This is a genomic window from Bradyrhizobium sp. CCGUVB23, assembly GCF_024199885.1.
GTDB lineage: Bacteria > Pseudomonadota > Alphaproteobacteria > Rhizobiales > Xanthobacteraceae > Bradyrhizobium.
Map to the genome: position 1 here is coordinate 7,989,536 of NZ_JANADQ010000001.1, position 25,096 is coordinate 8,014,631.

The 25,096-nt window shown below is 63.2% G+C and carries 24 protein-coding genes and 1 pseudogene; 11 read left to right on the forward strand and 14 right to left on the reverse strand.

Features of this window, described 5'->3' with window-relative positions; genetic code table 11:
- Positions 1-118 precede the first annotated feature (118 nt).
- The 3 genes and pseudogenes from NLN62_RS37195 to NLN62_RS37205 all read left to right on the forward strand — a co-directional run.
- Positions 119-973, forward strand: a complete 855-nt coding sequence (locus NLN62_RS37195; protein ID WP_254112065.1) for an ABC transporter substrate-binding protein — start codon at positions 119-121, stop codon at positions 971-973.
- Positions 974-1,010: 37 nt separating this feature from the next.
- Positions 1,011-2,140, forward strand: a protein-coding gene (locus NLN62_RS37200; RefSeq protein WP_254095161.1) for an IS3 family transposase whose coding sequence is annotated in 2 segments (ribosomal slippage) — positions 1,011-1,263 and positions 1,263-2,140 — 1,131 coding nt in all. Because the reading frame shifts where the segments join, the coding sequence is not laid out codon by codon here.
- 165 nt (positions 2,141-2,305) lie between these two features.
- Positions 2,306-2,476: pseudogene (locus NLN62_RS37205) on the forward strand (ABC transporter substrate binding protein); the annotation flags it as partial.
- 147 nt (positions 2,477-2,623) lie between these two features.
- On the opposite strand, the gene NLN62_RS37210 reads toward NLN62_RS37205, so the two are convergent.
- From NLN62_RS37210 to NLN62_RS37220, 3 genes are all read right to left on the reverse strand, one after another.
- The gene (locus NLN62_RS37210) at positions 2,624-3,142 is read right to left on the reverse strand and encodes a hypothetical protein (protein ID WP_254112066.1); all 519 of its coding nucleotides are present in this window, start codon (positions 3,140-3,142) and stop codon (positions 2,624-2,626) included.
- A gap of 112 nt (positions 3,143-3,254) precedes the next feature.
- Positions 3,255-3,422 (reverse strand): 50S ribosomal protein L33, encoded by a 168-nt coding sequence (rpmG, locus tag NLN62_RS37215; RefSeq protein ID WP_027522986.1) that lies wholly within the window; start codon positions 3,420-3,422, stop codon positions 3,255-3,257.
- Positions 3,423-3,548: 126 nt separating this feature from the next.
- Positions 3,549-4,874 carry an LLM class flavin-dependent oxidoreductase gene (locus NLN62_RS37220; RefSeq protein WP_254112067.1) on the reverse strand — a complete coding sequence of 442 codons (1,326 nt, stop codon included), beginning with the start codon at positions 4,872-4,874 and terminating at the stop codon, positions 3,549-3,551.
- 294 nt (positions 4,875-5,168) lie between these two features.
- Here NLN62_RS37220 and NLN62_RS37225 point away from each other — a divergent pair, with 294 nt between their 5' ends.
- Positions 5,169-5,729 carry a hypothetical protein gene (locus NLN62_RS37225; protein ID WP_027522984.1) on the forward strand — a complete coding sequence of 187 codons (561 nt, stop codon included), beginning with the start codon at positions 5,169-5,171 and terminating at the stop codon, positions 5,727-5,729.
- Position 5,730: 1 nt separating this feature from the next.
- On the opposite strand, the gene NLN62_RS37230 is transcribed toward NLN62_RS37225, so the two are convergent.
- From NLN62_RS37230 to topA, 4 genes are read right to left on the reverse strand one after another with little or no spacing between them, the layout of a single operon-like run.
- Positions 5,731-6,480, reverse strand: a complete 750-nt coding sequence (locus NLN62_RS37230; protein WP_254112068.1) for an NUDIX hydrolase — start codon at positions 6,478-6,480, stop codon at positions 5,731-5,733.
- 32 nt (positions 6,481-6,512) lie between these two features.
- Positions 6,513-6,953, reverse strand: coding sequence for a DUF983 domain-containing protein (locus NLN62_RS37235; protein ID WP_027522982.1), 441 nt, complete (start codon positions 6,951-6,953; stop codon positions 6,513-6,515).
- Complete coding sequence (gene rnr / locus NLN62_RS37240; RefSeq protein ID WP_254112069.1) at positions 6,941-9,283, reverse strand: ribonuclease R; 2,343 nt, start codon at positions 9,281-9,283, stop codon at positions 6,941-6,943. Before rnr ends, NLN62_RS37235 begins: the two co-directional genes overlap by 13 nt.
- A 7-nt stretch (positions 9,284-9,290) precedes the next feature.
- Positions 9,291-12,044 (reverse strand): type I DNA topoisomerase, encoded by a 2,754-nt coding sequence (gene topA / locus NLN62_RS37245; protein ID WP_254112070.1) that lies wholly within the window; start codon positions 12,042-12,044, stop codon positions 9,291-9,293.
- Between the two features lie 227 nt (positions 12,045-12,271).
- Here topA and NLN62_RS37250 point away from each other — a divergent pair, with 227 nt between their 5' ends.
- Positions 12,272-12,511 carry a hypothetical protein gene (locus NLN62_RS37250; protein WP_027522979.1) on the forward strand — a complete coding sequence of 80 codons (240 nt, stop codon included), beginning with the start codon at positions 12,272-12,274 and terminating at the stop codon, positions 12,509-12,511.
- Between the two features lie 37 nt (positions 12,512-12,548).
- On the opposite strand, the gene NLN62_RS37255 is transcribed toward NLN62_RS37250, so the two are convergent.
- Both NLN62_RS37255 and NLN62_RS37260 read right to left on the reverse strand, forming a co-directional pair.
- Positions 12,549-13,538 carry a ketopantoate reductase family protein gene (locus NLN62_RS37255; protein WP_027522978.1) on the reverse strand — a complete coding sequence of 330 codons (990 nt, stop codon included), beginning with the start codon at positions 13,536-13,538 and terminating at the stop codon, positions 12,549-12,551.
- A 270-nt stretch (positions 13,539-13,808) separates the two neighbouring features.
- Entirely contained in the window at positions 13,809-15,254 is a 1,446-nt protein-coding gene (locus NLN62_RS37260) for an adenylate/guanylate cyclase domain-containing protein (RefSeq protein WP_254112071.1), read from the reverse strand.
- Between the two features lie 380 nt (positions 15,255-15,634).
- Here NLN62_RS37260 and NLN62_RS53715 point away from each other — a divergent pair, with 380 nt between their 5' ends.
- Together NLN62_RS53715 and opgC are read left to right on the forward strand one after the other, a co-directional pair.
- A complete protein-coding gene (locus NLN62_RS53715) occupies positions 15,635-17,038 on the forward strand; it encodes an invasion associated locus B family protein (protein ID WP_371933067.1) in 1,404 nt (467 codons plus the stop codon).
- Positions 17,039-17,120: 82 nt separating this feature from the next.
- A complete protein-coding gene (gene opgC / locus NLN62_RS37275) occupies positions 17,121-17,579 on the forward strand; it encodes an OpgC domain-containing protein (RefSeq protein WP_256576097.1) in 459 nt (152 codons plus the stop codon).
- A 94-nt stretch (positions 17,580-17,673) separates the two neighbouring features.
- Here opgC and NLN62_RS37280 read toward each other — a convergent pair whose 3' ends face one another.
- Entirely contained in the window at positions 17,674-18,141 is a 468-nt protein-coding gene (locus NLN62_RS37280) for a helix-turn-helix domain-containing protein (RefSeq protein WP_254112072.1), read from the reverse strand.
- 105 nt (positions 18,142-18,246) lie between these two features.
- Here NLN62_RS37280 and NLN62_RS37285 point away from each other — a divergent pair, with 105 nt between their 5' ends.
- Entirely contained in the window at positions 18,247-19,020 is a 774-nt protein-coding gene (locus NLN62_RS37285) for an SDR family NAD(P)-dependent oxidoreductase (protein WP_254113815.1), read from the forward strand.
- Positions 19,021-19,184: 164 nt separating this feature from the next.
- Positions 19,185-19,367, forward strand: coding sequence for a hypothetical protein (locus NLN62_RS37290; protein WP_254112073.1), 183 nt, complete (start codon positions 19,185-19,187; stop codon positions 19,365-19,367).
- A 72-nt stretch (positions 19,368-19,439) separates the two neighbouring features.
- Here the strand turns inward: NLN62_RS37290 and NLN62_RS37295 are convergent, their stop codons facing one another.
- Entirely contained in the window at positions 19,440-20,045 is a 606-nt protein-coding gene (locus NLN62_RS37295; protein ID WP_027522971.1) for an FMN-dependent NADH-azoreductase, read from the reverse strand.
- A gap of 83 nt (positions 20,046-20,128) precedes the next feature.
- On the opposite strand from NLN62_RS37295, the gene NLN62_RS37300 reads away from it, so the two are divergent.
- Entirely contained in the window at positions 20,129-20,539 is a 411-nt protein-coding gene (locus NLN62_RS37300) for a helix-turn-helix domain-containing protein (protein WP_027522970.1), read from the forward strand.
- Positions 20,540-20,672: 133 nt separating this feature from the next.
- On the opposite strand, the gene dprA is transcribed toward NLN62_RS37300, so the two are convergent.
- Positions 20,673-21,815, reverse strand: a complete 1,143-nt coding sequence (gene dprA, locus NLN62_RS37305) for a DNA-processing protein DprA (protein WP_254112074.1) — start codon at positions 21,813-21,815, stop codon at positions 20,673-20,675.
- A 91-nt stretch (positions 21,816-21,906) separates the two neighbouring features.
- Between dprA and NLN62_RS37310 the strand changes: the two genes are divergently transcribed.
- The gene (locus NLN62_RS37310) at positions 21,907-23,148 is read left to right on the forward strand and encodes an amidase (protein ID WP_254112075.1); all 1,242 of its coding nucleotides are present in this window, start codon (positions 21,907-21,909) and stop codon (positions 23,146-23,148) included.
- On the opposite strand, the gene NLN62_RS37315 is transcribed toward NLN62_RS37310, so the two are convergent.
- Both NLN62_RS37315 and plsY read right to left on the reverse strand, forming a co-directional pair.
- Positions 23,140-24,354 (reverse strand): patatin-like phospholipase family protein, encoded by a 1,215-nt coding sequence (locus tag NLN62_RS37315; protein WP_254112076.1) that lies wholly within the window; start codon positions 24,352-24,354, stop codon positions 23,140-23,142. The genes NLN62_RS37310 and NLN62_RS37315 overlap by 9 nt on opposite strands.
- A gap of 142 nt (positions 24,355-24,496) precedes the next feature.
- Positions 24,497-25,093 (reverse strand): glycerol-3-phosphate 1-O-acyltransferase PlsY, encoded by a 597-nt coding sequence (gene plsY / locus NLN62_RS37320; protein WP_254112077.1) that lies wholly within the window; start codon positions 25,091-25,093, stop codon positions 24,497-24,499.
- Positions 25,094-25,096: the final 3 nt, after the last annotated feature.

Consider the following 25,096-nt stretch of genomic DNA (forward strand, 5'->3'; position numbering starts at 1 on the left):
GAGACATCGCCCAGTAGCTGGCCGCTCCAAAAACCTTGCTGGAGGCCGTCCCTGCTGCTTTCCGATGTGTTAAGCTGCGTTGAGCGGGTTGTTGGTCGCCCCGGCCGGGGAGTTTGGCATGAAGCGACGCGACTTTATCACGGTGCTCGCTGGCGCTGCGATCTGGCCGCGCGCGGCGGAGGCTCAGAAGAAAATTCCGCGGGTCGCGTTCTTGACGACTGGCTCGCTTGAAATGCCCGAAACACGCGCGGGACTCAACGCCTTCTATCAAGGGTTACGCGAACACGGCTATATCGATGGTCAAAACATCATCGTGGAGGTCCGGGCGGCCAACTCAAAGGTTGAGCGGTATCCAGCCTTGGCGAGCGAACTTGTCGGTCTCAACATCGATCTAATCGTCGCAACGAACTCGCTTTCCGCCCGTGCTGTGCAACGAGTGACCACCACCATCCCGATTGTTGTGCCTGTGATGGGTGATCCTGTCGGAGACGGGCTTGTGGCCAGTCTCGCGCGACCCGGAGGGAACATCACCGGCTTGACGTTCCTCGGCCCGCAGCTTGTCCCAAAGCGCTTGGCCTTGCTCAAGGAAGCGCTCCCCGCGATTTCGCAGATAGCGATCTTGTGGCATCCCGGGGCATATGGCGAGCGCACGATGACCGACATGATGAAGGAAGCAGAGGAGGCGGCACGGACCCTCGGAGTACAGCTGCGACGTGTCGCTGTGCACGGCCCCGACGAGTTTCCTCGGGCATTTTCCTCAATTGCCGGAGAGCACGCCGAGGCTCTTCTCGTGTTTCCGAGTCCGATGCTCTACACCGAACGAAGACGCGTTGTTGATCTCGCAACAGAGCATCGGCTCCCCATAATGGCTATGGGTAAAGAGTTTGTGCAACTCGGGGGACTGATGTCTTATGGAGCAGACAGAGCTGGCTCCGCAAATTCGGACAGTAGCTTGAGTGGATTTTCTGCCTGAGAGCGGCGAGGCTTCTTGCCGCGAATCAGGAGCGAAGATGACGAAGAGGAGTCGCCGGACGCATTCTCCGGCATTCAAGGCAAAGGTGGCTTTGGCGGCCGTGAAGGGGGAGAAGACGTTGGCCGAGCTGGCGCAATTGTTTGATGTCCATCCGAACCAGATCACGACCTGGAAGACCCAACTCCTGGAAGGCGCCGCCGGAGTGTTTGGGCAGGACAACGGACCGGCCGAGGCGCCGGTCGATTTGAAGGCGTTACATGCCAAGATCGGCGAGCTTGCGTTGGAGAACGATTTTTTGTCCGGCGCGCTCACCAAGGCGGGCCTGCTGAGCGCAAAGCGATGATCGACCGCGACCATGATCTGTCTGTCGTGCGCCAGGCGAAGGTCCTGAACCTTGCCCGCAGTACGGTTTACTATGAACCTCGGCCGGTTTCGGCCGAGGACCTTGTCTTGATGCGCCGGCTCGATGAGCTGCACCTCGATTATCCCTTCGCAGGGGCGCGCATGCTGCGATCGCTGTTGCAGCGTGAGGGCATGCAGATTGGCCGCCGCCACGTCGCGACGCTGATGAAGCGCATGGGGATCGAGGCGATCTATCGCCGTCCGAACACGAGCAAGCCCGCACCGGGCCACAAGATCTACCCGTACCTATTGCGCGGATTGAAGATCGAGCGGCCGAACCAGGTCTGGGCAATGGACATCAGCTACATTCCGATGCGACGTGGATTCGTCTACCTCGCGGCGGTCGTCGATGTGTTCAGCCGACGGGTGTTGGTCCATCGCGTATCGATCACGATGGAGACGATATTCTGCGTCGAAGCGCTCCAGGAGGCGTTGGCGAAGCACGGCAGGCCCGAGATCTTCAACACGGATCAGGGTAGCCAGTTCACCAGCCTCGACTTCACCGGCGTGCTGCTGGACGCGAACATCGCCATCAGCATGGACGGCAAGGGTGCCTGGCGCGACAACGTGTTCGTCGAGCGGCTGTGGCGCACTGTCAAATACGAGGAAGTCTATCTGCGTGCTTACGACAGCGTGCTCGAGGCGCGAGCATCGATTTCCAAATATCTGGCGTTCTACAACCGAGGACGTCCTCACTCGAGCCTTGACGAACGCACGCCCGACGAGGCTTACTTCGGCGCGCAAACGATGGTGACGGCCGCATGATCGTCGCCAACGATTTTGCTGCGGCTCTGGTCGGGCTTACGCCCTCCCGACGCCACAGCAAAATCGTAAAGCCCCGCCTTCAGCATAACCCGGCAGGAATCCACTTAATTTTCGCGGGGCGCTGTCCAAACAACCGGGGCCAGCTCTGACATCAATGATTTCAACCGGCGCTGCGCTACCTACGTGGACAAAATCCTTAAGGGTGCCAAGCCAGCCGACCTGCCCGTCGAACAGCCCACCAAGTTTGATCTGTTCATAAACCTCAAGACTGCAAAGGCGCTTGGCCTCGAAATTCCTGCCTCATTGCTCGCCCGCGCCGACGAGGTGATTGAATAGGTTGAGGTCGCCCATTGGCCCATCAGCAACGTGTCCGCACGCCTCGTCGAGGTCCGGTCAGTGGGTTACAGCGGACCAGATTTGCTCACACTGGGTTCTTCGCATTTTGACCACCGAAAGCGGACATCACGGATTTATGGGTACACGCTAGCTACGGTAGTAGCGCCACATCCTCAGGAACGTGCGATGGATCATGTCGGGAGGCTGATCGAACGGCTCGACGTTGATTCGGACCATGTTGGTATGGCTCATCCGCCAGGGCAGGCGCATCAGCCAACGCCATGACGGCTGCTTGCGCCAGTCGGCGACCAGCGCGCTGGTGAGCGGCGCATTGAGCACGATTTGCAGCTCGTGCACGGTCATGGCGCGTTCGGCGATCTCGACGAGATCGATGCGCTCGATGGCGCGCCACCGGATCAGGCCGAAGGCCTGGATGAAGATGCCGTATTGATTGGCGCCGATGGTGGGACGGCCGGTCTCGAGCAGCGGAATGTTGTAGTAGGTGAAGCCGGCTGCAAGCGCTGCGAGCAGGAGCCAGTAGAGCGCGCCGGTGAGGAGGGCGGCGGTGCAGAAGATCGCAGCCAGCGCCGCCGTCACGTAGACGGGGAAATAGGTGTCGTCGCGGCCATAGGCGACCGAGTAGCCACCAACGTTTCCTTCGTCCATGGTTGCGCTCATGGACGCCAAGGCTACGACCAACGGCCGCAAATAAAAACGGCCGCAAATAAAAACGGGGCCCGCAAGGGACCCCGCCGAAGTCGTTCAGCGTTCCGCGATCTTACTTGATCTTGGCTTCCTTGAATTCGACGTGCTTGCGCGCGACCGGGTCGTACTTCTTCTTGACCAGCTTCTCGGTCATGGTGCGCGAATTCTTCTTGGCGACGTAGTAGAAGCCGGTGTCAGCCGAGGACACGAGCTTGACCTTGATGGTGACCGCTTTGGCCATGTTCAGAAACCTCGAATGGAATGGGATTTGAGGAGCCGGCCAAACGGCCCGCGTTGGCCGGCAACCTAGCCACAAACCGCCCAAAGTCAAGGTTTTGCGGCCAGAAACTCGCTCAAATCGGCCCGATTAACCCTCAAAGAACCGGTTTTTCGGCCGCGGCAGCCCCAGATTCTCCCTCAAAGTGGCCCCTTCGTACTCTTTCCGGAAAATCCCGCGCCGTTGCAGTTCCGGGACGACCTTGTCGACGAAATCGTCGAGGCCCGCGGGCAGGAACGGGAACATGATGTTGAATCCGTCAGAGCTGCGACTGAGGAGCCATTCCTCCATCTGGTCGGCGATGGTTTTCGCCGTGCCGACGAAGGACAGCCCGCCATAGCCGCCGACGCGCTGGGCGAGCTGGCGCACCGTGAGCTTGTCGCGCGCCGCGAGATCGACCATCCGCTGCCGGCCGCTCTTGCTGGCGTTGGTCTCGGGGATCGGCGGCAGCGGCCCGTCCGGGTCGAAGCCGCTCGTGTCCGTGCCTAGGATGACCGAGAGCGAGGCGATGGCGCTGTCGTAATGCACGCGGCTGTCGAGCAGGGCGCGCTTCTCCTTGGCTTCATCGACGCTATCGCCGACCACCACGAAAGCGCCCGGCAAGATCTTCAGATGCTCGGGATCGCGGCCGATCTTCTCCATGCGGCCCTTGATGTCGGCATAGAGCTTCTGCCCGTCGGCAAGGCTGCCGCCGCCGGTGAACACGGCTTCCGCGGTCTCCGCCGCGAGCTGCTTGCCGTCCTCGGACGCTCCGGCCTGCACGATCACCGGCCAGCCCTGGACGGGGCGGGCGATGTTCAGGGGACCACGTACCTTCAGATATTTGCCCTCGTGGTCGAGCACGTGCATCTTCGACGGCTCGAAGAACAGACCCTGTTCGACGTCGCGCACGAAGGCGTCGTCGGCGAAGGAATCCCAGAGGCCGGTGACGACATCATAGAATTCGCGGGCGCGCTTGTAGCGCTCGGCGTGCTCCATGTGATCGTCGAGACCGAAATTCAGCGCCGCGTCCGGATTCGAGGTGGTGACGATGTTCCAGCCCGCGCGGCCGCCGCTGAGATGGTCGAGCGAGGCAAAACGACGCGCGACATGATAGGGCTCGTCAAAGGTGGTCGAGCCCGTCGCGATCAGGCCGATGCGCTCGGTCACGGCGGCGAGCGCCGACAGAAGCGTGAACGGCTCGAACGACGTCACGGTGTGGCTACGCTTCAAGGCATTGATCGGCATGTTCAGCACGGCGAGGTGATCGGCCATGAAGAAAGCGTCGAACTTGCCCGCCTCGAGCTTCCTGATCAGCTGCTTGATGTGGCCGAAATTGAAATTGGCGTCGGGCCAGGCGCCGGGATAGCGCCAGGCGCCGGTGTGGATTGAGATCGGGCGCATGAACGCGCCGAGCTTGAGTTGCCGCTGTGCCATCGCCCGTGTCCATACTGGGTGTCGCTCGACATGACATAGGTGCGGCGCCCGCATGTGCCATCAGCCACGCGCAGAACAATTTTTTGTTTTTCGCTCCATACTCAGCATGGCCGTCATTCCGGGGCGCGCCCCTTGGCGCGAGCCCGGAATCCATACTCCCGATCGTGGTTATGGATTCCGGGCTCGCCGCTATGCGGCGCCCCGGAATGACGAGGGTGGAGAGCCATTGCCCTCGAACCTGTCAGCCGTCCCGGCCGACAAAGTCTTGTTTCCGCGAGACGAGAACCAATGCCTATGGCCGGCGCAACCATATTGGACGGCACAATCCGCATCGATCGGCCGATGCCCTGGATTGGCCGGCTGCTGTCGCTGCCACTGCTTGCGGCGAGTGGCTACCTGCTGTGGAACGTCGCTCTGGGGCTGCGACAGGACCTGTTCGGCTTCGGACGGCTGGCGGATGACTGGGTGCCTGTGCTGGTCTTTACGGGTCTCGGCGTTGCGGTCGGCATTCCCGGCCTCATCCTGCTGACATACCGCTATTTCATCATTCTGAACGATAAGCTGCGCCAGGTCATCATCACCAGGCAGTTTGGTCCGCTGAATTTCCGCTCATTGCGCAATCTGGCCGACTATAACCTGATCAGCATCACCGATGACTGCGATGCGGAGCTGACGATGTACGACGTCAATCTCTGCGGCAACAGGGACACCACGCCGATCACGCTGTCGAGCTTCACGTCGCGCGACGAGGCGAACAAGCTTGCGAACGAGCTCGGCCGAGCCCTCAAGCTCCCCGCGCGCGACTACGTCGGCACCGAGCCAGATGATACGGATCTCAGAGATCCGCAAGAATAGGTCAGCTCAAGATATCCTTCTGCATCTTGCCGCCGTAGAAATGGAAGAACGGCACCGGCGCGTCATGGCGGAGCGGGCCGGTGGCGAGCCGCCTGTCCAGCTCGTTGAGCACGTTCCGCGTCATCGGATGCAGGTCGGCGAGCGGCTGTGAGCCGAGCTCGACCCAGACCAGCTCGACCAGCTCGGCATCGGCATGCACGACGCCCTCGACGCGATGGGTGATGGCGGAGGCATCCGCGGTGAAGAAGCGCGTGTCGAAACGCTTGACGCGACCGGGCGGTGTGATCGCGCGCGCGATCAGGAACAGGCCGGAGGGATCAGGCAACAGTCCCGCATCCGCAAACGGCTTCCAGGGGCCGGCAAGCTTCGGCGCCTTGCCCTCGTGCTGACGCCCGAGGCAGAGACCGGTTTCCTCGCAGGCCTCGCGGATCGCGGCGATCGCAAGCGATTTTGCACGCGAGGCTTCCGTCTTCGGGCTGCCCTTGAACAGATTGGCCTGAAGCTCCGGCGTGATCGGCGCCGCGCAGGGCACGCGATAGTCGTCCTTGTCGACGCGGCCACCGGGGAAGACGAACTTGCCCGGCATGAACACCACCTTGTCGTGGCGCTTGCCGACCAGGACTTTTGGAACGGAGCCGCTGCGATCAACGAGGATCAGGGTGGCAGCATCCTTTGGCCGAAAATAAGGATGGTGGTCGGCTTCCTTTTCTTCGTGGACTTTTTCCGGTGCCGCTTGCGCCACGTCCGTCATCTCCAACCCCAAATTCTCTTCTTCATTGTTGTTTAGACCGGCGGAATACCATCCGGCGGATTGTCGTCAAAGCCGTGCATGCGCAGGGCCCATTGCAGGCCGACCACGGCGCCCTTGACCGGTTGCAGCAACGCGAGCGATGCGACGAAGGTGAAGGGCAGATAGGCGGCAAAGCTGATCCAGGCCGGCGTGGTGTAGTTGGTCTCGATCCAGAGGATCGTCGGCACCACGATGTGGCCGACGATGACGATCACGAGATAGGCGGGCAGGTCGTCGGCGCGATGCGGCGTGAAGTCGAGCCCGCAGGCCGAGCAGTTGTCGGCAGTTTTCAGGAACGCGCGGAACAGCTTGCCCTGGCCACAACGCGGGCAGCGACCGCGAAAGCCGCGCTTCATCGCATCCCAGACGTCGCGCTTCTCGACGAGGCCGGTCTCGCGCGTCCAGATCTTCGGCGCCGTGCTCATCGCTTCCATGCCTTGTTCTTTCCCTTGCCTTTCGCGCCCTTGCCCTTCTTTCCCTTGCCGGTCTGCCTCTCTGGCTTGCGCTTCTTCTCCGGACTGCGTCCGGGGCGCGCCTTCGCCGATTTGCGCTGCGGACGAACGTCTCTGCGGCCGCGCGGCGCGCTCTCGCCCGCCAACAACAGCTCGAAGCGCAGCGCGCCGGCAATGGGAGCAGCTTCTACCAGACGGACGTCGACGACATCACCCAGCTGGTGCATGGCACCGCTGCGCGAGCCGACGAGGGCGTGGCGGCCCTCGTCATAGTTGAAATACTCCGTGCCGAGGGATCGGATCGGGATCAGCCCGTCGGCGCCGGTGTCGTCGAGCTTGACGAACAGGCCGGCGCGCGTGACGCCGGAGACGCGGCCCTGGAACGTCGCGCCGATGCGATCGGCGAGATGATGCGCAATGAGCCGGTCGACGGTCTCGCGCTCGGCCTTCATCGCGCGCCGTTCGGTGACCGAAATATGCGCGGCGACTTCGCTTAAGGTTTCCGGGGTCTCGCTGTCGGGCAGCGCGCCTTCGCCCAGGCCCAGCGCGCGAACCAGCGCGCGGTGCACCACGAGGTCCGCGTAGCGGCGGATCGGCGAAGTGAAATGCGCGTAGCGGCGCAGGTTGAGGCCGAAGTGCCCATAATTTTCGGCTGAGTACTCGGCTTGCGCCTGTGCGCGCAGCACCACCTCGCTGACCAGCGGGTAGTAGTCGTGACCTTCGAGCTGGGCCAGCACGCGGTTGAACAGGGTCGGGCGCAGCGGGCCGCTCTTGGCAAAGGGAACGTCGAGCGTCTCCAGAAACTCCTGAAGCGCGTGGACCTTTTCCAGCGTCGGCTCGTCGTGCACGCGGTAGATCAGCGGCAGCGACTTCTTCTCCAGCATCTCTGCTGCCGCGACGTTGGCGAGGATCATGAACTCCTCGATCAGCCGGTGCGCGTCCAACCTTTCAGGCACGACAACGCGATCGACCGTGCCGTCGCTCTTCAACAGGATCTTGCGCTCGGGCAAATCCAGATTGAGCGGATCGCGCTCGTCGCGGGCGCGCTTGACGCAGGCGTAGGCGGCATAGAGCGGTTTGAGGATCGGATCGAGCAGGGGGCCGGTGGTGTCATCCGGCCGGCCGTCGATCGCGGCCTGCGCCTGCGCATAGTGCAGCTTTGCCGCCGAACGCATCAGGATGCGATGGAACGAGTGCGAGCGCTTGCGGCCGTCGGGGCCGATCACCATCCGCACGGCGAGGGCGCCGCGCGGCTCGCCCGGTACCAGCGAGCACAGATTGTTGGAGATCCGCTCCGGCAGCATCGGCACGACGCGGTCCGGGAAATAGACTGAGTTGCCGCGGTCGATCGCATCGCGGTCGAGCGCAGTGCTGGGGCGGACGTAGAAGCTCACATCCGCGATCGCGACATTGACGATGAAGCCGCCCTTGTTGTTGGGATCGGGATCGGCCTCCGCGTGCACCGCGTCGTCATGATCCTTGGCGTCAGGCGGATCGATGGTGACGAGCGGGACGTCGCGCCAGTCCTCGCGGCCCTTCAGGTTTGCCGGCTCCGCCGCTTCCGCCTCGCGCTCCGCGGCGGGAGAGAATTGCAGGGGGATATCGTGGGCGTAGATCGCGATCAGGCTGATCGCCTTCTCGGACTTGACCGAGCCGAGCTTCTCTTTCACCCGGCCCGAGGCCAGGCCAAAGCCGCGCGAGCGCACGATGTCGACGCTGACGAGGTCGCCATCCTCTGCGCCTTGCGTCTCGGTCTTCGCAATGTTGAGTTCACGGTCGGCGAACTTCTTGTCGACCGGCACGAGCCGTCCGCCGCCCTCGGGCAGGCTGCGGAAGACGCCGAGAATGCGGCTCTTGGCCTTGTCGATGACCTTGATGATGCGGCCCCGCCAGGCGGGACCTTCGGTCTCGTCGGAGCGCTCGATGCGAAGCAAGGCGCGGTCGCCGACGCCGGCCGCGGCGCCCGGCTTCGGCCGGCGCGGCATCTCGATGAGGATCTTCGGCGGTTCGCCGCTCTCGACCTCGTCCCATTCGGCGGGGGAGGCGATCAACTCGCCGTCGCTGTCGCGGCCGGTGATGTCGGCGAGCAGCGTCGGCGGCAGGCTGTCCGGCTCTGAAACCTTGTGGCGCTTTTTCTTGATGATTCCGTCGTCGGCGAGATCGCGCAGCATGCGCTTGAGCTCGACGCGATCGGCGTTCTTCAGGCCGAACTCGCGCGCTATTTCGCGAGTGCCGACCTTTCCTGGATTTGCCTTGATGAAGGCGACGATGGCGTTCCGATCAGGAAAGCCATGGTCATTCTTACGTTTCACTTAACCTCTAATTCTTGCCGGCACTCTTCTTGGCCGGTGCCTTGGCAGCGGCAGATCCCTTGGTCGGCGACGTCTTGGCGGTCGACGACACGGCTGCGCGTGCCTTGCTGGTTGATTCAGATTTCGTCTTGGCCGCGGTTTTTTTTGCGGCCGGTTTCTTTGCTGGCTTGGGCGCGTCCTCGCCCTCGGCGGTCTTTGCCGTGGTCTTGGTCGCCTTCGCCTTCTTTGCTTTGGCCTTGCCGCCGCTCTTTCCACCACCTTTGGCTGCGCGCTCGTCGATCAGCGCGATCGCCTGGGGCAGGGTGATCGCGTCCTTCTCGAACTCGGCGGGGATCGTGGCGTTGACGCCACCTGCCGTGACATAGGCGCCGTAACGGCCGCTCTTCACGGTGACGGTGCCGAGCGTCGGATGATCGCCGATCGCCTTGCCGGGATCGGCGCCGAAGCGGCGGCTCGGGCCCTTGGCGACCTTCTCCGCGATCAGCGTCACCGCGCGATTGAGACCGATGTCGAACACCTCGTCGCCGGCTTCAAGGCTGGCGTACGTCTTTTCGTGCTTCACGAACGGCCCGAAGCGGCCGAGGCCTGCGGTGATCGGCTGACCGGTCTCCGGATGCTTGCCGATCTCGCGCGGCAGCGACAGCAGTTTCAGCGCAAGCTCGAGCTCGACATCACCGGGCGAGGTGCCCTTCGGGATGCCGGCGCGCTTCGGCTTCTCGCCTTCCGCATAGTCCTTCTGCTCGCCGAGCTGGATGTAGGGCCCGAAGCGGCCGGCCTTGACCCAGACCTCGAAGCCGGTGTCGGGATCCTGGCCGAGCGAGCGGTCGGCGCTGGCTTCACCGTCCGCGGCGAGCTGGCGGGTGTAGCGGCACTCCGGATAGTTCGAGCAGCCGACGAAGGCGCCGAACTTGCCGGCCTTCAGGTTGAGCCTGCCGCTGCCGCAGCTCGGGCATTGCCTGACGTCGCCGCCATCGGCGCGGGCGGGGTAGATGTGCGGCCCGAGCATCTCGTCGAGCACATCGAGCACCTGCGCGACGCGCAGATCCTTGATCTCGTCGACGGCGCCGATGAAGTCGCGCCAAAAATCCTTCAGCACCTGCTGCCAGGAGATCTCGTTGTTGGAGATGCGGTCGAGCTGCTCCTCCAGACCGGCGGTGAAATCGTATTCGACGTAGCGGCTGAAGAAGCTCTCCAGGAACGCGACCACGACGCGGCCCTTGTCCTCGCCGTGCAGGCGCTTCTTCTCGAGCTTGACGTAGCCGCGGTCCTTCAGGACCTGGAGGATCGAGGCATAGGTCGAGGGCCGGCCGATGCCGAGCTCTTCCATGCGCTTGACCAGCGAGGCCTCCGAGAAGCGCGGCGGCGGCTCGGTGAAATGCTGCGTGACGGAGAGCGACTGCCGCTTGACGGCTTCGCCCTCGCTCATCGCGGGCAGGCGGCGGGAGTCCTCGTCCTCCTCGTCGTCGCGGCCTTCCTGGTAGAGCGCCAGGAAACCGTCGAACTTGATGACCTGGCCGGTGGCGCGCAGCTCCAGCGTGCGGGAGCCTGCCTTCGCCGTGATGTCGACGGTGGTGCGCTCGAGCTCGGCCGCTTCCATCTGGCTTGCGATGGTGCGCTTCCAGATCAGCTCGTAGAGCTTGGCCTGATCGGCATCGAGCTTGCGGGCCATGCTGGCGGGGCGGCGGGAGAGGTCGGTCGGGCGGATCGCTTCGTGCGCTTCCTGCGCGTTCTTGGCCTTGGTCTGGTACTGACGGGGGCTGTCCGGCACGTAGGCGTTGCCGTAGTCCTCGCCGATCACCTTGCGCGCCTGGGTGATCGCTTCGCCCGCGATCTGCACACCGTCGGTACGCATATAAGTAATGAGTCCGGTGGTCTCGCCACCGATGTCGATGCCCTCGTAGAGCCGTTGCGCGATCCGCATCGTGTGCGCGGGCGCAAAGCCGTATTTGCGGCTGGCTTCCTGCTGGAGGGTGGAGGTCGTGAAGGGCGCCTGCGGATTGCGTCGGGCCGGCTTGGCATCGACCGCAGTGACCGCGTAGGTGGCCAGTTCCAGCGCCTTCTTGAAGTCTTCCGCTTCCGCGCCGGTGCCGATGTCGAGCCGCTGGATCTTCTTGCCGTCGGCGCCGACCAGACGGGCCTCGAAGGCGTCGCCGCGCGGCGTCAGCAGGGTCGCGATCAGCGACCAGTATTCGCGGGCGACGAACTTCTCGATCTCGAGCTCGCGGTCGCAGACGAGGCGCAGCGCCACCGACTGCACGCGGCCGGCCGAGCGGGCGCCCGGCAGCTTTCGCCACAGCACGGGGGAGAGGGTGAAGCCGACCAGATAGTCCAGCGCGCGGCGCGCCATGTAGGCGTCGACCAGCGCACCGTCGATCTGGCGCGGATGCTTCATGGCCTCCGAGACCGCCTGCTTGGTGATGGCGTTGAACACCACGCGCTCGATCTTCTGGTCCTTCAGCGCGCGCTTCTCTTTCAGCACCTCAAGTACGTGCCAGGAGATCGCCTCGCCCTCGCGATCGGGGTCGGTGGCTAGAATCAGGCGCTCGGCGCCCTTCAGGGACTTGGCAATGTCATTGAGCCGGCCGGCCGCCTTGGGGTCGACCTCCCAGATCATCTTGAAATTTTCCTCCGGATCGACCGATCCGTTCTTCGCCGGCAAGTCGCGGACATGGCCGAACGAGGCCAGAACCTCGTAGGACGAGCCCAGATATTTGTTGATCGTCTTGGCTTTCGCCGGCGACTCCACAATGACGATATTCATGTAGTTCCAGTAACTTACGGGAGAAATTTAGGCCAAATTCGAAGGGACTCGGGTCGGCCGTTTCGACCCGAACATGGGTGGTGAGGCCGTCCCTGTCAAATCGAGGGCTGTTGAACGGGTCGAAAATGAGCAAAGTTTCATATCGGATAAGTTGTAAAATACCGCCTTGGAGTTGTGGCGCGGGGCGGCGTAGAATCGGAGATGGCTAAGGATTCGGATGGGGTCTGGTGACAAAACCAGCGAGGAAGCGGACGCAGGCCGTCTCGGCCGGAGCAAAGCGTTCGAGGAGCGAGGAACCGGGTGAGGGCGGGGCGGACGAGGCTGTCGCGTTCATCGCCGAGCAGGTGGTTCACCTGCGCCAGATCGCCGAACGCCACAAGCTCGACGTGCTGCATTATCTCCTCGGCATGACCCAGCTAGAGGCCGATGAGCACATCCGCCTGCGCAGCAAGCGCAAGCTGTCGTGAGGGGCCGAATCGAGGAATTCAGCGCTGCGCTAATAATCTAGACTTCTGTAGGATCACGCCTGAGTTGGTCGGCCGATCTTCGCGCAGTGGCTGCACGCCAGTCGATATGCCGTACGAGCGCCAGGATCGTACGAGTAACCGGGGCTGCTACGCCCCGCTCGTCTGCGCGGCGGACCACCGCGCCACATATCGCCTCGATCTCGGTGGGTCTACCTGCAATCACATCTTGAAGCATGGAAGGCTTATGATGGATGTGGTGTGCCAGCGCATCGGCCAACATCTCCTCCACATGCTGCCGCTCAACAGCAAAGCCGCAGGCGATCGCCGTGGTACAGACCTCCGAGACAATCTGAAAAGCCAACGCCCGCGTTTCCGGGTGAGCGCCGATTTGCCCCACCGCTGAGCCGGTGATTGCGCAAAGGCCGTTCAATGCGGCGTTGAACGCCACTTTTTCCCAAATCGCCGCTTCGGCATGTGGATCGATTACTGCATCGAGCCCGCTGCGCGCGAACAGGTCGGGTAGGAGGTCCAGTGTCGGCGAGGCTGGTTCGCCTGCCGCCGCAAGCCGGGCAACGCCGCGACCATGAGATTCGACGCGGCCCGGCCCCTTGAGATCGGCGGGGTAAGTTGTGATGCCGATCAGCACATTTTTGGGATCGGCGAACTCCGTGAGAACAAGCTTGTTATCGAGTCCGTTTTGCAGGCTCAATAACGCCGTGTTTGGGCCGATCGCGCTACGTATGGCGGTTAGTGCCTGTCTCGTGTGCATCGCCTTCGTGAAGACGATGACGAGGTCGTAGACCCCATTCACCTCCGAGGGAAATAGAACCGGGACGTGAATGCGGCGTTCGCCTGCGTCCGTCTTGAGGTTGAGGCCGTTCTTGCGGATCGATTCGACATGAGCGACGTCGAGGTCGAATAGGGTAACATTTGCTCCGCCCTCGAAGAGACTGCCCCCGAACAACGATCCCATTGCACCGGCTCCGAGAACGGCGATACGGAGTGACTGGTTGCTCTCGCCGGACATCGTTCCTCTTTTCATACTATCACACCGAGCATTTTCGCTTAGCCGCCGCCCGATCTTGACTTAGATCAAGCAGCAACGCGCGGCGCGGTGGCTATTCAACGCGTGCATCGCAGTAGCCAAAGTTCGCGCTTGGGGAATTGCGCGGAAGGCTCGGGTACTGACCAAACGACAATAAGGTCTGCCGTTCCCTAGCCGGCGAAAGAATCTTTCCGCGGTGACAGTCTGGATTGCTTCGCTGCACTCGCAATGACTGAGCAGGGCGGCCACGGTCTACATGTCCGTCACGCGATAGACGCACGCCGCTCCCTCGACTCCCCGAAGCGGTGCGTCGAACGCGACAACGTTGTGACCGGCGAGAACTTGACTTACCCCTGGTGCCGAATAGAGCGCTTCCGAAAGGCAAATCTCTCCGGCATCGGCCAGTGCCTGTACGCGCGCCGCAACATTCACGGTCTGCCCGAAATAGTCGAGGTTTTCGTTCAAGGTGACCGCGATCGAGGGGCCGCAATGGGCTCCGATCTTCAGGATGATGCTGGGATCGCCGTGCTCGGCATTGTAGCGCTCTATATCCGCCAGAATGTGCAGCGCAGCCGAGACGGCATCGGCAGGACGGGAGAACACGGCCATCACGGCGTCGCCGATCGTCTTGACGATGGCGCCCGAGTGTTCCTGCACGGTTGAGCCCAGCAGGGCAAAATGTTCGCGCACCAGCGCATAGGCATTGAGGTCGCCAAGCCGTTCGTACATGGCGGTCGATCCCTTCAGGTCCGTGAACAGCAAGGTCACCTGCCTGATGCCAAGGCCTTCCTTTTCATCGACGCGCTCCGACCGGAACAGTCGTCGGAAAGTCTGTCGGGCGAGCAGCATGCCGCCCGACAGATAGGGATCGAAGTCGAGGGCGGGCTTGACCGTCTGCGCCAGGATCTCGGGCGGCCAGTTGATCAGAAGCAAGGAGCCGCGTGTGGCAGAGCAATTCTCCACTTCAACGACCACCGGCCCGGGCGGCACGGCGGATGCGAGCGGAGAAAAACGGCGTCCATCATACTTGATTGACAAGCGCGCCGGAGCCGATGCGGGCTCGCCGACCACACTCACCGCGAAGCTGGCCTGCGTCTGCACATTGACCCCGGCGAGTGCGCCGGGGCCGAGTTCGACCATGAGCGACGTGGTGGAGCCGGGAGGCAGGAACGACATGCCGCGAACGAGACCGCGCAGAACGTCAAGAAAGCGGATCGGCTGACCCGGCAAGCGCCCATCGGTGAGAAAGCGGGCCTTCCAGTGAAAATCTTCGACCGAAAGCGACGCCAGATCGTGGAAGGGAAGCCTTCGGAGCTGCGGGGAGACCGTGAAAGTCACTTCGATGAAGTCATCGAGGTCTGTATCGCCGCTGACATCGCACAGACCGCAAACATAGTGGGTTTTCAGGGTTCGCAAGGCGCCGAAACTGTCGAGCACCATGCCGGACTGGGGACACACGACGTCCCAGCTCATGTCGAACAGACCGCTCCGCGCGGCATGAAGAAACAGGTCGATGCTCTCTGCTTCGCTGATGGCGCGGTCGCGCGCAAAGGAAAGCGGATTGACGCGATAAAGCGAGAGGTCGTCGCCACCCCGGATCAAGCTTTCGAATTTGGAGATGACGCGCGGGCTCCAAGACCGGGCCTGCTCGATTTCGGTCATCCTGCTTTCGAGGAGCCTCTCTTGAACGTGATGCATTTTCCCACCCAAGTCGTCGACGAGGTTGAACGGGATTTCACGTGTCGGCGAAGATGGCACCATCTTCCGACCGCCCGAGAGTAGCATAAACTCCGGGGACAAATGCATGCTTTGGAGTCGGGCCGGCGGTACTCCGGCCTCGCGGCGTGTTGTCCGAACTCGACGAGGCGCGGAGCCATTTCTCTGATGGGCCAACGGCAGAAGTCTGGTAGCCCTGCTGTGGCCCCGCCGAACGTTTGGGCTTGATCTATGTCAAAGGGCTCAAGGCACGGCTACTTAGCCTCGAAATGACCAATTGAGCGATGAAACGCCGATACGTTTCCTGCGCACGATGCTTCTGCTCCTTGCGGCAATTGATCTTTTGAGAACGGAGTACGAAGATGCTGAAGCGCCTTCTGATTGCTCTGACCTTGCTGGCATCTCTACCGGCTCTTTATTCCTCGGCCGTCGCGGAAGATGTTGCAGCAGCGCCAACAATCCAAGAGGAAATCTGGGCGCTCCCCTTCCCACTTCCTATGCTTGCCTTCGTGGTACGGCCGATCGGCGATGGTCCATTTCCTCTTGTGATCATGAATCACGGAATTGCGCTCGGCCTCCAGGAACGGACGATGTTCCCGACCATCGAGTACCGCGCGGCAGCGCGGTGGTTCGCGAGCCGCGGTTATTTTGTCATATCACCGGTGAGATACGGCGCCAGTAGCCTGGATGACAAAGATCAGGGGCTCTATGGAGCGGTCTTTGCGCACATCGGTACCTGCAACAACCCGAACTTCAAAGGCCCTGGACTTGCCATCGCCACCATGAACGAGTGGGTCATCGATTACATGAGCAAGAAGAAGGCGATTCAGCCCGGCAAGGTCGTCGTGGTTGGTCAGTCCGGCGGTGGATGGGGATCGATTGCTCTTGCGAGTCGGAACCCATCGTCAGTTCAAGCCGTCATTACCTTTGCGGCAGGACGTGGAGGCAGAGTAGATGGCAAACCGAACAACAACTGTGCTCCCGATAAACTCGTCGCAGCTACAAGCGAGTTTGGTCGTTCGGCACGAGTACCGATGCTATGGCTATACACAGAGAACGACACCTATTTCGGGCCAGAGCTGACGAAGCGGATGCATGACGCCTTCGTGGCGGCGGGAGGAAACGCCGAATATCACATGCTGCCAGCATTCGGAGGCGACGGCCATTTCATGATCGATTCCCCCGACGCAGTACCCATCTGGTCTCCGCTGGTAAGCCAATTTCTTGAGAAGCATTCAGCAACGAGCAGCGCGCAGCAACAAATGGGCAGCACCCGTTCTGGTGCGGAGTTACAGGCAAAAGCTCCGAGAGTGCGCCTACCTCAAACGATTCAATACTCGGCTTGGAGAAAGCTCTGTTTCAATTCCAGTGATGGGACTGCGATCTGCCGTACGACATCGACCGGTACCGACGATCTTGGTCAGGTCGTGACCAGAGTCGATCTGATCCGGCGCGCGGACGGCGCTGCTCGCTTGCAACTTTTCGTTCCACAAGGGGCGAACCTCCAAATGGGCGTCAAAGTCAGCGTGGATCAGGGGCTCTCGACTCAGATTCCCTTCAATTGGTGTCTGACCAACATCTGCATTGCGGCCGCGCCCGTGAACCCTGATCTCATCGCGAAGCTAGACTCCGGGAAGCAGTTGAAGCTCGAACTTGCGGACCTGAACTCCTCATCCATCGCGTTGACGCTATCGCTCGATCAATTTGGTACCGTTCGTAAGGGAGCACCCGCAGAGACATTTGACTTCGGCATGGATCAGGAATGAGCCGTTTTCGGGTGTCTTAAAAGAAAGCATTAGAGCCCGCCAACCGTAGCCGGTTCTTGGCTCGCGTCAGCTCGCGATCTATCTGGTTTTTGCTCTCATCCTGACGCTGGCGGCTTCCTTCGGAAGCGTCAGGCAGATCGTTCCAGACTGGCTGTTTGATGCCGTCAATCCGAACGACAAGACAAATCTTGCGCCTTACCGGGTCCTGCATTTCATCGTGATCGCATTGCTCGTGATCCGATTCATGCCAATGGATTGGAAGGGGCTGAAGAGCCCAATTTGCGATCCGTTGATCAAATGCGGTCAACAGTCCCTGCGGGTGTTCTGCGTCGGCATATTTCTCTCGTTCCTCGGCTATTTCCTGCTGACGATCAGTTCAGGAGCGCTGCTCACTCAAATCCTGATTAGCGCCGCGGGGGTCGGAATTCTATGCGCGTTGGCCTACTACGGCGACTGGTCGAAAAAGATCGACAAGATCATCAAGCGGCCACGCAAGGAAGCACCCATCGCGGGCAAGCCGGGTGAGAAAATGGTAGCTTGATTCTAACTATTGGATTGCTCAGTGGGCCGATCTTCTCTCGTCAGAGCCGGGCATGCTCTGACAAGCGGAGCGTTTCCAGAAAAGCTGACATCCGCTAACCTGCGCTCCGGCTCCGCCGCGGCCGCGCCTTGAGCGTGGTGTCGACGGCACTCAGCACCCGTCCATCCTCCGCGCGCAGCTCGAGCTTCTTCACCGGGCGGCCCTTGTCGCGATCGACCAGGATGGTCGCGATCTCCTCCGGGCGGTCGTCGAACTCCTCGCTCCATTGCCGGAGTGCGACCAGGACCGGGAAGATGCCGCGGCCCTTCGGCGTCAGCACATATTCAGAATAGGCGCTGCCGTCGGAGGCGGGGGCGATCTTCAGGATGCCGTGGTCGACGAGAGCGCGCAGCCGCGTGGCGAGGATGTTCTTGGCCATGCCGAGCTTGGCCTGGAACTCGCCGAAGCGACGCACGCCGAACAGCGCCTCGCGAATGATCAGGAGCGACCACCAGTCGCCGATCGCCTCCAGCGATCGCGCGATCGGGCAGGAGTCCCCCTCAAAGCTCGTTCGTTTCACCATCGTGCCGTTCCCATCGTGCGCCGATCACGCGCTTGTGTGGTTGCATTATAAAACTAGATGCCCTAGATGGCAATCCAGTTTCATTATGCAACCAAGGAGGCGAGCGTGAGACTGAAGGGCAAGACGGCATTCATCACCGGCGGCAATAGCGGCATCGGCCTTGCGACGGCAAAGCTGTTCGTGGCCGAGGGCGCCAAGGTCACTATCACAGGGCGCAACAAGGACACGCTGCAGGCTGCCGCGAAGGAACTCGGGGCCAGCGGTCTTGCGGTAGAAGCCGACATCAACGACGTCGCCGCGACCGAGAAGGCAATCGCGCGCGCGGTCGAGAAATTCGGCAAGCTCGACATCGTCTTCGCCAATGCCGGCATCCCCGGCAATACGCCGCTCGGTGGCACCACGCTGTCCGCCTTCGAGCAGGTGATCCGCACCAACATCACCTCGGTGTTCTTCACCGTGCAGGCGGCGCTGCCGCATCTCAATGACGGCGCCTCCATCATTCTCAATGGCTCGGTGATCTCGGTGCTCGGCAATCCCGGCTATTCCGCCTACGCCGCGAGCAAGGCCGGCGTGCGCTCGATGGCGCGCGTAATGGCGTCCGAACTGTCGCCGCGTGGAATCCGCGTCAACGTGGTGGCGCCGGGCGCGGCCCGCACGCCGATCTGGAAGGGCGCGGCGCCGACCGACGAGGCATTTGCCGCGTTGGAGAGCCGCATCGCCAGGACCACGCCGCTCGGCCGGATCGGTGAAGCAGATCACATTGCGAAGACGGTGCTGTTCCTCGCCTCCGATGATTCCGCGCATGTGCAGAGTGCCGAGATCTTCGTCGATGGTGGCGCGACCGGCTCGCCTGCGGGCGCTCCGATCTTTCGCGGTTGATCGATGAAGTGAAAATTGAACCGGCCTGGCGCGGTTGCGCCGGCCGGTTCCCTCATCCCTGAGACGTATTTCCAAAACAGTGCGTGATATGGTTGAACCTTGGCGTGCGGTGCACAGACATTTCTACGGGCAGGGGTCATAAGACCCATTTAAGGGAGCCCGTTATGCCGAAAGCCGCTCGCATTTTTTCGTCGATTTCAGCACCGCGTATTTACACCGAACGTTCCGCCATCCCCGCGAAGAAATCCGACACGCACGAGCTCGTTGCGGTCGCCTTGTTCTCCGGCATTGGATTGCTCATCTCGCTGGTCGCCGTCATCCTGGGCATTCAGGGGATGTGGTTTTAGCTTTGCGACAGATGCGCTGGTGCAGTTGCCGCCGCCCGCATGTGGCGGCGACAGATGGCGTTGGCGAGAAGCCTAGGCCGCGCGCAGGCTGGTCGCGGCCTGAAGCGCGCCTGCGATGGCCTTCTCGCGGTGGTCCGGTCCGACCTGGATGCCATCAGCGATAATGAATTCCGGGCTGATCCCGATGAAGCCAAACACGCTGCGCAGATAGGTTTCGAGGTGCTCCAGGGCAGCGAGCGGCGTGCCAGCGCCGTAATAGCCGCCGCGGGAGATCGCCACGATCACGCGCTTGCCGCCGGCAAGCCCTTCAGGTCCGGTGGCGCCGTACTGGAACGTCTTTCCTGCCACGATGATGCGATCGATCCAGGCCTTGAGCTGGCTCGGGATGGTGAAATTGTACATGGGCGCGCCGATCACGACGATGTCGGCGGCGAGGAATTCATCCAGCACGGTCTTGCTGGCGGCGAGGTCGGGCCCGAGTTCTGCCGGCGCCGGGCCGCCTTGCGCGGCGGCGAGATGCGATCCGGAGAGGTGCGCGAGCGGCACCTGGGTCAGGTCGCGATAAACAATCTCAGGGGACGGCGTGGCCTGGCGCAGCCGGTCGACGACGGCCGCCGAAACCTGCCGGCTGACGGAGTGGGGGCCGAGCACGCTTGAGTCGATGTGGAGGAGTTTCATTTGGGTCACCCATGGTATAGATTTGTAACCCGCACTACATGAGTGACTATCGAAATCCCCGCAAGAACGCACTTTTTTGAGCCATGGGCACATCTTTGAAACCGACACACAGCCATTTGCCCGCCTTGCCGGTGCCGCATCCCGACCATTCCGACTGCCGCGGCGTCGCCTCCATCCTTGCCCGGGTCGGCGACAAATGGAGCGTGTTCGTGATCATGATGCTCGGCGACGGGCCGAAGCGCTTCAATGAGCTCAAGCGCATGATCGCCGGCATCTCGCAGCGGATGCTGACCCTGACGCTGCGCGGGCTGGAGCGCGACGGGCTCGTCACGCGCACAATCTTTCCGACCATTCCCCCGCGCGTGGATTATGAACTGACCGATCTCGGCCGCGGGCTGGCTCGCCCGGTCGAGGCGCTCGGCATGTGGGCGAAGGCGCACCAGACGGAGATCGAGGCGGCGCGGGCGCGCTTCGACAAGCGCAATGAGGGCTGATCTGAGCTGTTGGGCTGAATCTCCTTTGGTTGGAGCGATTTAGCCCGGTTCACCTCGGGAGCGGCGAGAAGCCCTGCGACGCCCGCCCGTGGCGGGCTTTCTACTTTTGCATGGGGTTGTTTTCGATCTTTTTCTAGAGGAGCGAGACCAGACCACCGCCGTGGCGCTCCAGACGTCCCGCGAGTTCGAGCTCTAGAAGCACGGTGCGGACGATCGCAGGCGAGGCGCCGGACATCCGCACGAGATCGTCGATCGAGATCGGCACGGGGCCGAGCAGGCCGGTGATCTGATCCCGGTCTTGCCCTTGCGGATCGCTTTCAAACGGTTCGCTGTCAGGCTCGCCGGCCGGATGCATCACCGGCCGTTCCATGATCGGCTGCACCGCATTGATGATGTCGGCGGCTTCCGTCACGAGCGTTGCGCCCTGCTTGATCAGGTCATTGGTGCCGGCGGCGCGCGGATCGAGCGGCGAGCCCGGCACGGCAAAGACCTCGCGGCCCTGTTCGGCCGCCATGCGCGCGGTGATCAGCGAGCCCGAGCGCTGCGCCGCCTCGACCACGACCACGCCGAGCGAGGCGCCCGAGATCAGGCGGTTGCGGCGAGGAAAATCGCGGGCGCGCGGCGCGTGACCGAGCGGCATTTCGGAGATCGCAGCGCCGCTCTGGTCGATGATCGCGGCGAGCAGATCCTCATGCTCGGGTGGGTAGATGCAGTCATGGCCGCCGGCGAGCACTGCGACCGTGCCGGTTGCGATGCTCGTGCGATGTGCGGCCTGGTCGACGCCGCGGGCAAGGCCCGAGATGACCACGAAGCCGGCCTCGCCGAGCTCGCGTGCGAGCTGGCCTGCAAATTTGAGCCCGGCGCCGGAGGCATTGCGCGAGCCGACGATCGCTATCATCGGCCGCATCAAGGTTGCGGCGTCGCCGCGCACCGCCAGCAGCGGCGGCGCGTCGTCGATCGTCGCAAGGCGCGAGGGATAGCCGTCCTCGCCGGGCGCGAGCCAGCTCACGCCGCGTTTCCGGCTTGCCGCGAGCTCGGCCCTGGCCTCATCTGCGGAGCAGATGCGCCCCGACCGCGCCGCGCCGCCGCGCCGCGCAAGCTCGGGCAGCCGCTCCAGCGCCGCGCGTGCGCTACCAAAGTGATCGACCAGCGAGCGGAAGGTGCGCGGGCCGACATTGTCCGAGCGGATCAGACGCAAGCGGTCGATCCTGTCGGCCTCGGTGAGGGTTGTTGTGTTCGTGATAGCGTCCACGGTGTCTCCTTGCGCGCGCAGCATGGAACAACCTGGGCGCGTGGGCAACAGGGGGCCTGCGCTTGCGCGACCTCGTTCCGATGCTAAAAGCGCTTCCAACAAGAAGGATTTCGCCATGATCTCACTCGCCGACCTCCAGCGCCGCATCGAGAGGGGCGAGCTTTCGCCGGATGCCGCGATCGCGCAGTCGCTTGAGGCGATCGAGGCGCGGGAGAAGGATGTCCGGGCCTTCGTCTGTCACGCCAAATCGGCGAAGGCGCAAGGCTCGGGTCCGCTGCGCGGCATTGCGGTCGGCATCAAGGACATCGTCGACACCGCCGATTTCCCGACCGAGATGGGCTCGTCGATCTATCGTGACTGGCAGCCGCGCGCGGATGCACCGGTGGTGATGATGCTCAAGCGGGCCGGGGCCACCGTCATTGGCAAGACCACGACGACCGCCTTCGCCGCGAACGATCCGACCGTCACGCTCAATCCGCACAATCCCGGCCACACGCCGGGCGGCTCCTCCGCGGGCTCGGCGGCAGCCGTGGCTGCCGGCATGATCCCGCTCGCGCTCGGCACGCAGACCGGCGGCTCGGTGATCCGGCCCGCGGCCTATTGCGGCGTCGCGGCGATCAAGCCGTCGTTCCGGCTGCTGCCGACGGTAGGCGTAAAGTGCTTCTCCTGGGCGCTCGATACGGTCGGCCTGTTCGGTGCCGGCGTCGACGACGTCGCGCGCGGGCTGTTTGCGATGACCGGTCGTGCCGAATTCTCCGACATCAGCCCGGCGACCTCGCCGCGCATAGGCGTGGTCAGGCAGGAGTTCGCCGGTCCGGTCAAGCCCGCAGCCGAAGAGGGGCTCGCCGCCGCGATCAAGGCTGCGAAGCGCGCCGGCGCGAGCGTCGAGAGCGTCGACCTGCCGGAACTGGTGCGGGAGGCTTGGCGCATTCATCCGGTCATCCAGGTGTTCGAGGCGCATCGTGCGTTCGCCTGGGAGTTTTCCGAGTGTCACGACGAGATCGCGCCGATGCTGCGCGCGACCCTCGATGCGAGCGTCGGGGTCACGCCGCGCGAATATGACGAGGCGCGCCGGACTGGCCGCCGCGGTCGCCGCGAGCTCGGCGAAGTCTTTGAGGGTGTCGATGTGCTCTTGACCTATTCCGCGCCGGGCACCGCGCCAAAGGGGCTCTCATCGACCGGCGATCCCCGCTACAACCGGCTGTGGACGTTGATGGGCAATCCTTGCGTCAACGTGCCTGCGCTGAAGGTGGACGGCCTGCCGGTCGGCGTGCAGGTGATCGCGCGCTTCGGCAATGATGCGGGCGCGCTGGCCGCCGCGCGCTTCCTCGAGAACGCGCTCGCGGCGTCAAGCTAGCGCGGGCTCGGCAGGCGTGCGCTGAACGGACGGCTCGCTACGCGTCTCCTGCAGCAGCCAGCGGTCGGCAGCTGTGCGGCCGCTCCGGTGCAGCAGGCGAATGAAGCCGCGGCCAAGATCGGTCGATGAGCGCTGCGCCAGCCCCTCGATCTCGTCTTCCGCCGCGATCCTGAACAGGCGTAGCGCGGGTGCCGAGCCGGCGCGCGCCCATTCCACCGCGGCGAGCTCGGCGTTAAGCGCGGCGTTGGCCGCGATCTGGTCGAGCCTGCGGTCGATCGCAGCAAGCGTGATCGGCACGTAGCTGTCGCGCGAGGGCGTCACCTGGACGACCAGCACGTCGGACGCGCGCGACTCCTGCACCAGCCGCACCAGCGGCGGATTGCCGCCATAGCCGCCGTCCCAATAGGCCTCGCCGTCGATCTCGATGGCGCAATGCACCAACGGCGGACAGGTCGAGGCCAGCGCGACGTCGGCGGTGATCGCGTCGTTCGAAAACACCTGCAGGTGTCCATCGCGGATCCGTGTCGCTGCGACGAGAAGTTTCGGGCAGGCCTTGGCCTGCAGCGCCGCAAAATTGATGTCGCGCGACAGCGCTTGCCGCAGCGGATCGAGATCGAACGGATCGAACTGGCCGGAGCGCAGCGTCGGCCCGAATGCCACGGAGCTTCCTGCCGGCGAAAAGCCGCCGACCAGCATTAGTGAGCGGAACGAGGCCTCGTGCATCAGCCGTACCCAGAACCGCTCGAGGCGGGCCCGCGCGCCCTCGCGGCCGCCCTCGGCAAGGCCACAGGCGACCAGCAGCGCGTTGATGGCGCCGGCACTGGCGCCGCTGATGGTGTCGAATTCGATTCCCGGCTCTTCCAGCAGCCGCTCCAGCACGCCCCAGGTGAAAGCGGCAAAGGTGCCACCGCCCTGCAACGCCAGCGACAGCTTTCGCGGCGGCCAGGCGGTAGAGGGGCGCGCGTTCGTGATGGCGGGGGCAGGGGCCGGCCGTTCGATCGGCGGCGCTACGGGGGGCGCGATCTCTTCGCGGGCGGGCGGTGGTTTCGGAACGGGCGCCTCCGCGACGGGCGGTTCGGAGGCGCTTGACCAGATGTTCGTCAAAGAGAGCAGGCGGCTCGCAGCGGTGCCGCAAGCTTGCGCGGGCGCATCAGTGGCGCTGCGCTGAGTTAGTCGATCATGCGTAACGTCGGTCTTCTCATTCATCGGACGCAAACCGGATGACGCCATTGTCATCTCTGAGGATGACAGGCATGGAACTCCTTTGCCACTGTCAGCACAAGAGTTGCGAACAGGAATTGGAATATAATGCGGACGGCCTGCGTCGGTATCCGTACTTTTTCCGGACTCAGCCCTTTTGACCGATCCGGCCCTCGGTGCCCGACTGCAGCCGCTTGATGTTCTCGCGATGCATGTAGAACAACAGCAGTGTCAGCACCGCGAACAGCGAGGCGAGTGCGAGGTGGCCGAACCACCACAGGAAGATCGGCGTCACGAAGGCCGCCACCAGCGCCGAGAGCGAGGAGTAGCGGGTGGTGAAGGCGGTTGCGAGCCACAAGAGGCAGAAGAACAGCGCTCCCGGCCAGAACAGGCCGAGCAGGATGCCGATATAGACGGCAACGCCCTTGCCGCCTTTGAACTTGATCCAGACCGGGAAGAGATGGCCGAGAAAGGCGCCGAGGCCTGCCAGAATCGCTGCATCGGGCCCGGCGAGATAGCCCGCAACCACCACCGCAACCGTGCCCTTGAGTGCGTCGAGCAGTAGCGTCGCTGCCGCCAGTCCCTTGCGGCCGGTGCGCAGCACATTGGTGGCGCCGATATTGCCCGAGCCGATCGAGCGCAGGTCCTGCGTGCCTGCAAGGCGTGTCAGGACGAGCCCGAACGGGATCGAGCCCAGGAAATAGCCGACAAGGAATACAACTGGCAGGACAGCTTCAATTCCCATCGC

Excerpts from the sequence above, each read along its gene's own strand:
- NLN62_RS37195 (WP_254112065.1), top strand. The coding sequence starts at position 119 with ATGAAGCGACGCGACTTTATCACGGTGCTCGCTGGCGCTGCGATCTGG.
- NLN62_RS37210 (WP_254112066.1), bottom strand. The coding sequence starts at position 3,142 with ATGGACGAAGGAAACGTTGGTGGCTACTCGGTCGCCTATGGCCGCGAC.
- rpmG (WP_027522986.1), bottom strand. The coding sequence starts at position 3,422 with ATGGCCAAAGCGGTCACCATCAAGGTCAAGCTCGTGTCCTCGGCTGAC.
- NLN62_RS37220 (WP_254112067.1), bottom strand. The coding sequence starts at position 4,874 with ATGGCACAGCGGCAACTCAAGCTCGGCGCGTTCATGCGCCCGATCTCA.
- NLN62_RS37225 (WP_027522984.1), top strand. The coding sequence starts at position 5,169 with ATGGCCGGCGCAACCATATTGGACGGCACAATCCGCATCGATCGGCCG.
- NLN62_RS37230 (WP_254112068.1), bottom strand. The coding sequence starts at position 6,480 with ATGACGGACGTGGCGCAAGCGGCACCGGAAAAAGTCCACGAAGAAAAG.
- NLN62_RS37235 (WP_027522982.1), bottom strand. The coding sequence starts at position 6,953 with ATGGAAGCGATGAGCACGGCGCCGAAGATCTGGACGCGCGAGACCGGC.
- topA (WP_254112070.1), bottom strand. The coding sequence starts at position 12,044 with ATGAATATCGTCATTGTGGAGTCGCCGGCGAAAGCCAAGACGATCAAC.
- NLN62_RS37255 (WP_027522978.1), bottom strand. The coding sequence starts at position 13,538 with ATGTCCGGCGAGAGCAACCAGTCACTCCGTATCGCCGTTCTCGGAGCC.
- NLN62_RS37260 (WP_254112071.1), bottom strand. The coding sequence starts at position 15,254 with ATGCATCACGTTCAAGAGAGGCTCCTCGAAAGCAGGATGACCGAAATC.
- NLN62_RS53715 (WP_371933067.1), top strand. The coding sequence starts at position 15,635 with ATGCTGAAGCGCCTTCTGATTGCTCTGACCTTGCTGGCATCTCTACCG.
- NLN62_RS37280 (WP_254112072.1), bottom strand. The coding sequence starts at position 18,141 with ATGGTGAAACGAACGAGCTTTGAGGGGGACTCCTGCCCGATCGCGCGA.
- NLN62_RS37290 (WP_254112073.1), top strand. The coding sequence starts at position 19,185 with ATGCCGAAAGCCGCTCGCATTTTTTCGTCGATTTCAGCACCGCGTATT.
- NLN62_RS37295 (WP_027522971.1), bottom strand. The coding sequence starts at position 20,045 with ATGAAACTCCTCCACATCGACTCAAGCGTGCTCGGCCCCCACTCCGTC.
- NLN62_RS37300 (WP_027522970.1), top strand. The coding sequence starts at position 20,129 with ATGGGCACATCTTTGAAACCGACACACAGCCATTTGCCCGCCTTGCCG.
- dprA (WP_254112074.1), bottom strand. The coding sequence starts at position 21,815 with ATGCTGCGCGCGCAAGGAGACACCGTGGACGCTATCACGAACACAACA.
- NLN62_RS37310 (WP_254112075.1), top strand. The coding sequence starts at position 21,907 with ATGATCTCACTCGCCGACCTCCAGCGCCGCATCGAGAGGGGCGAGCTT.
- NLN62_RS37315 (WP_254112076.1), bottom strand. The coding sequence starts at position 24,354 with ATGAATGAGAAGACCGACGTTACGCATGATCGACTAACTCAGCGCAGC.
- plsY (WP_254112077.1), bottom strand. The coding sequence starts at position 25,093 with ATGGGAATTGAAGCTGTCCTGCCAGTTGTATTCCTTGTCGGCTATTTC.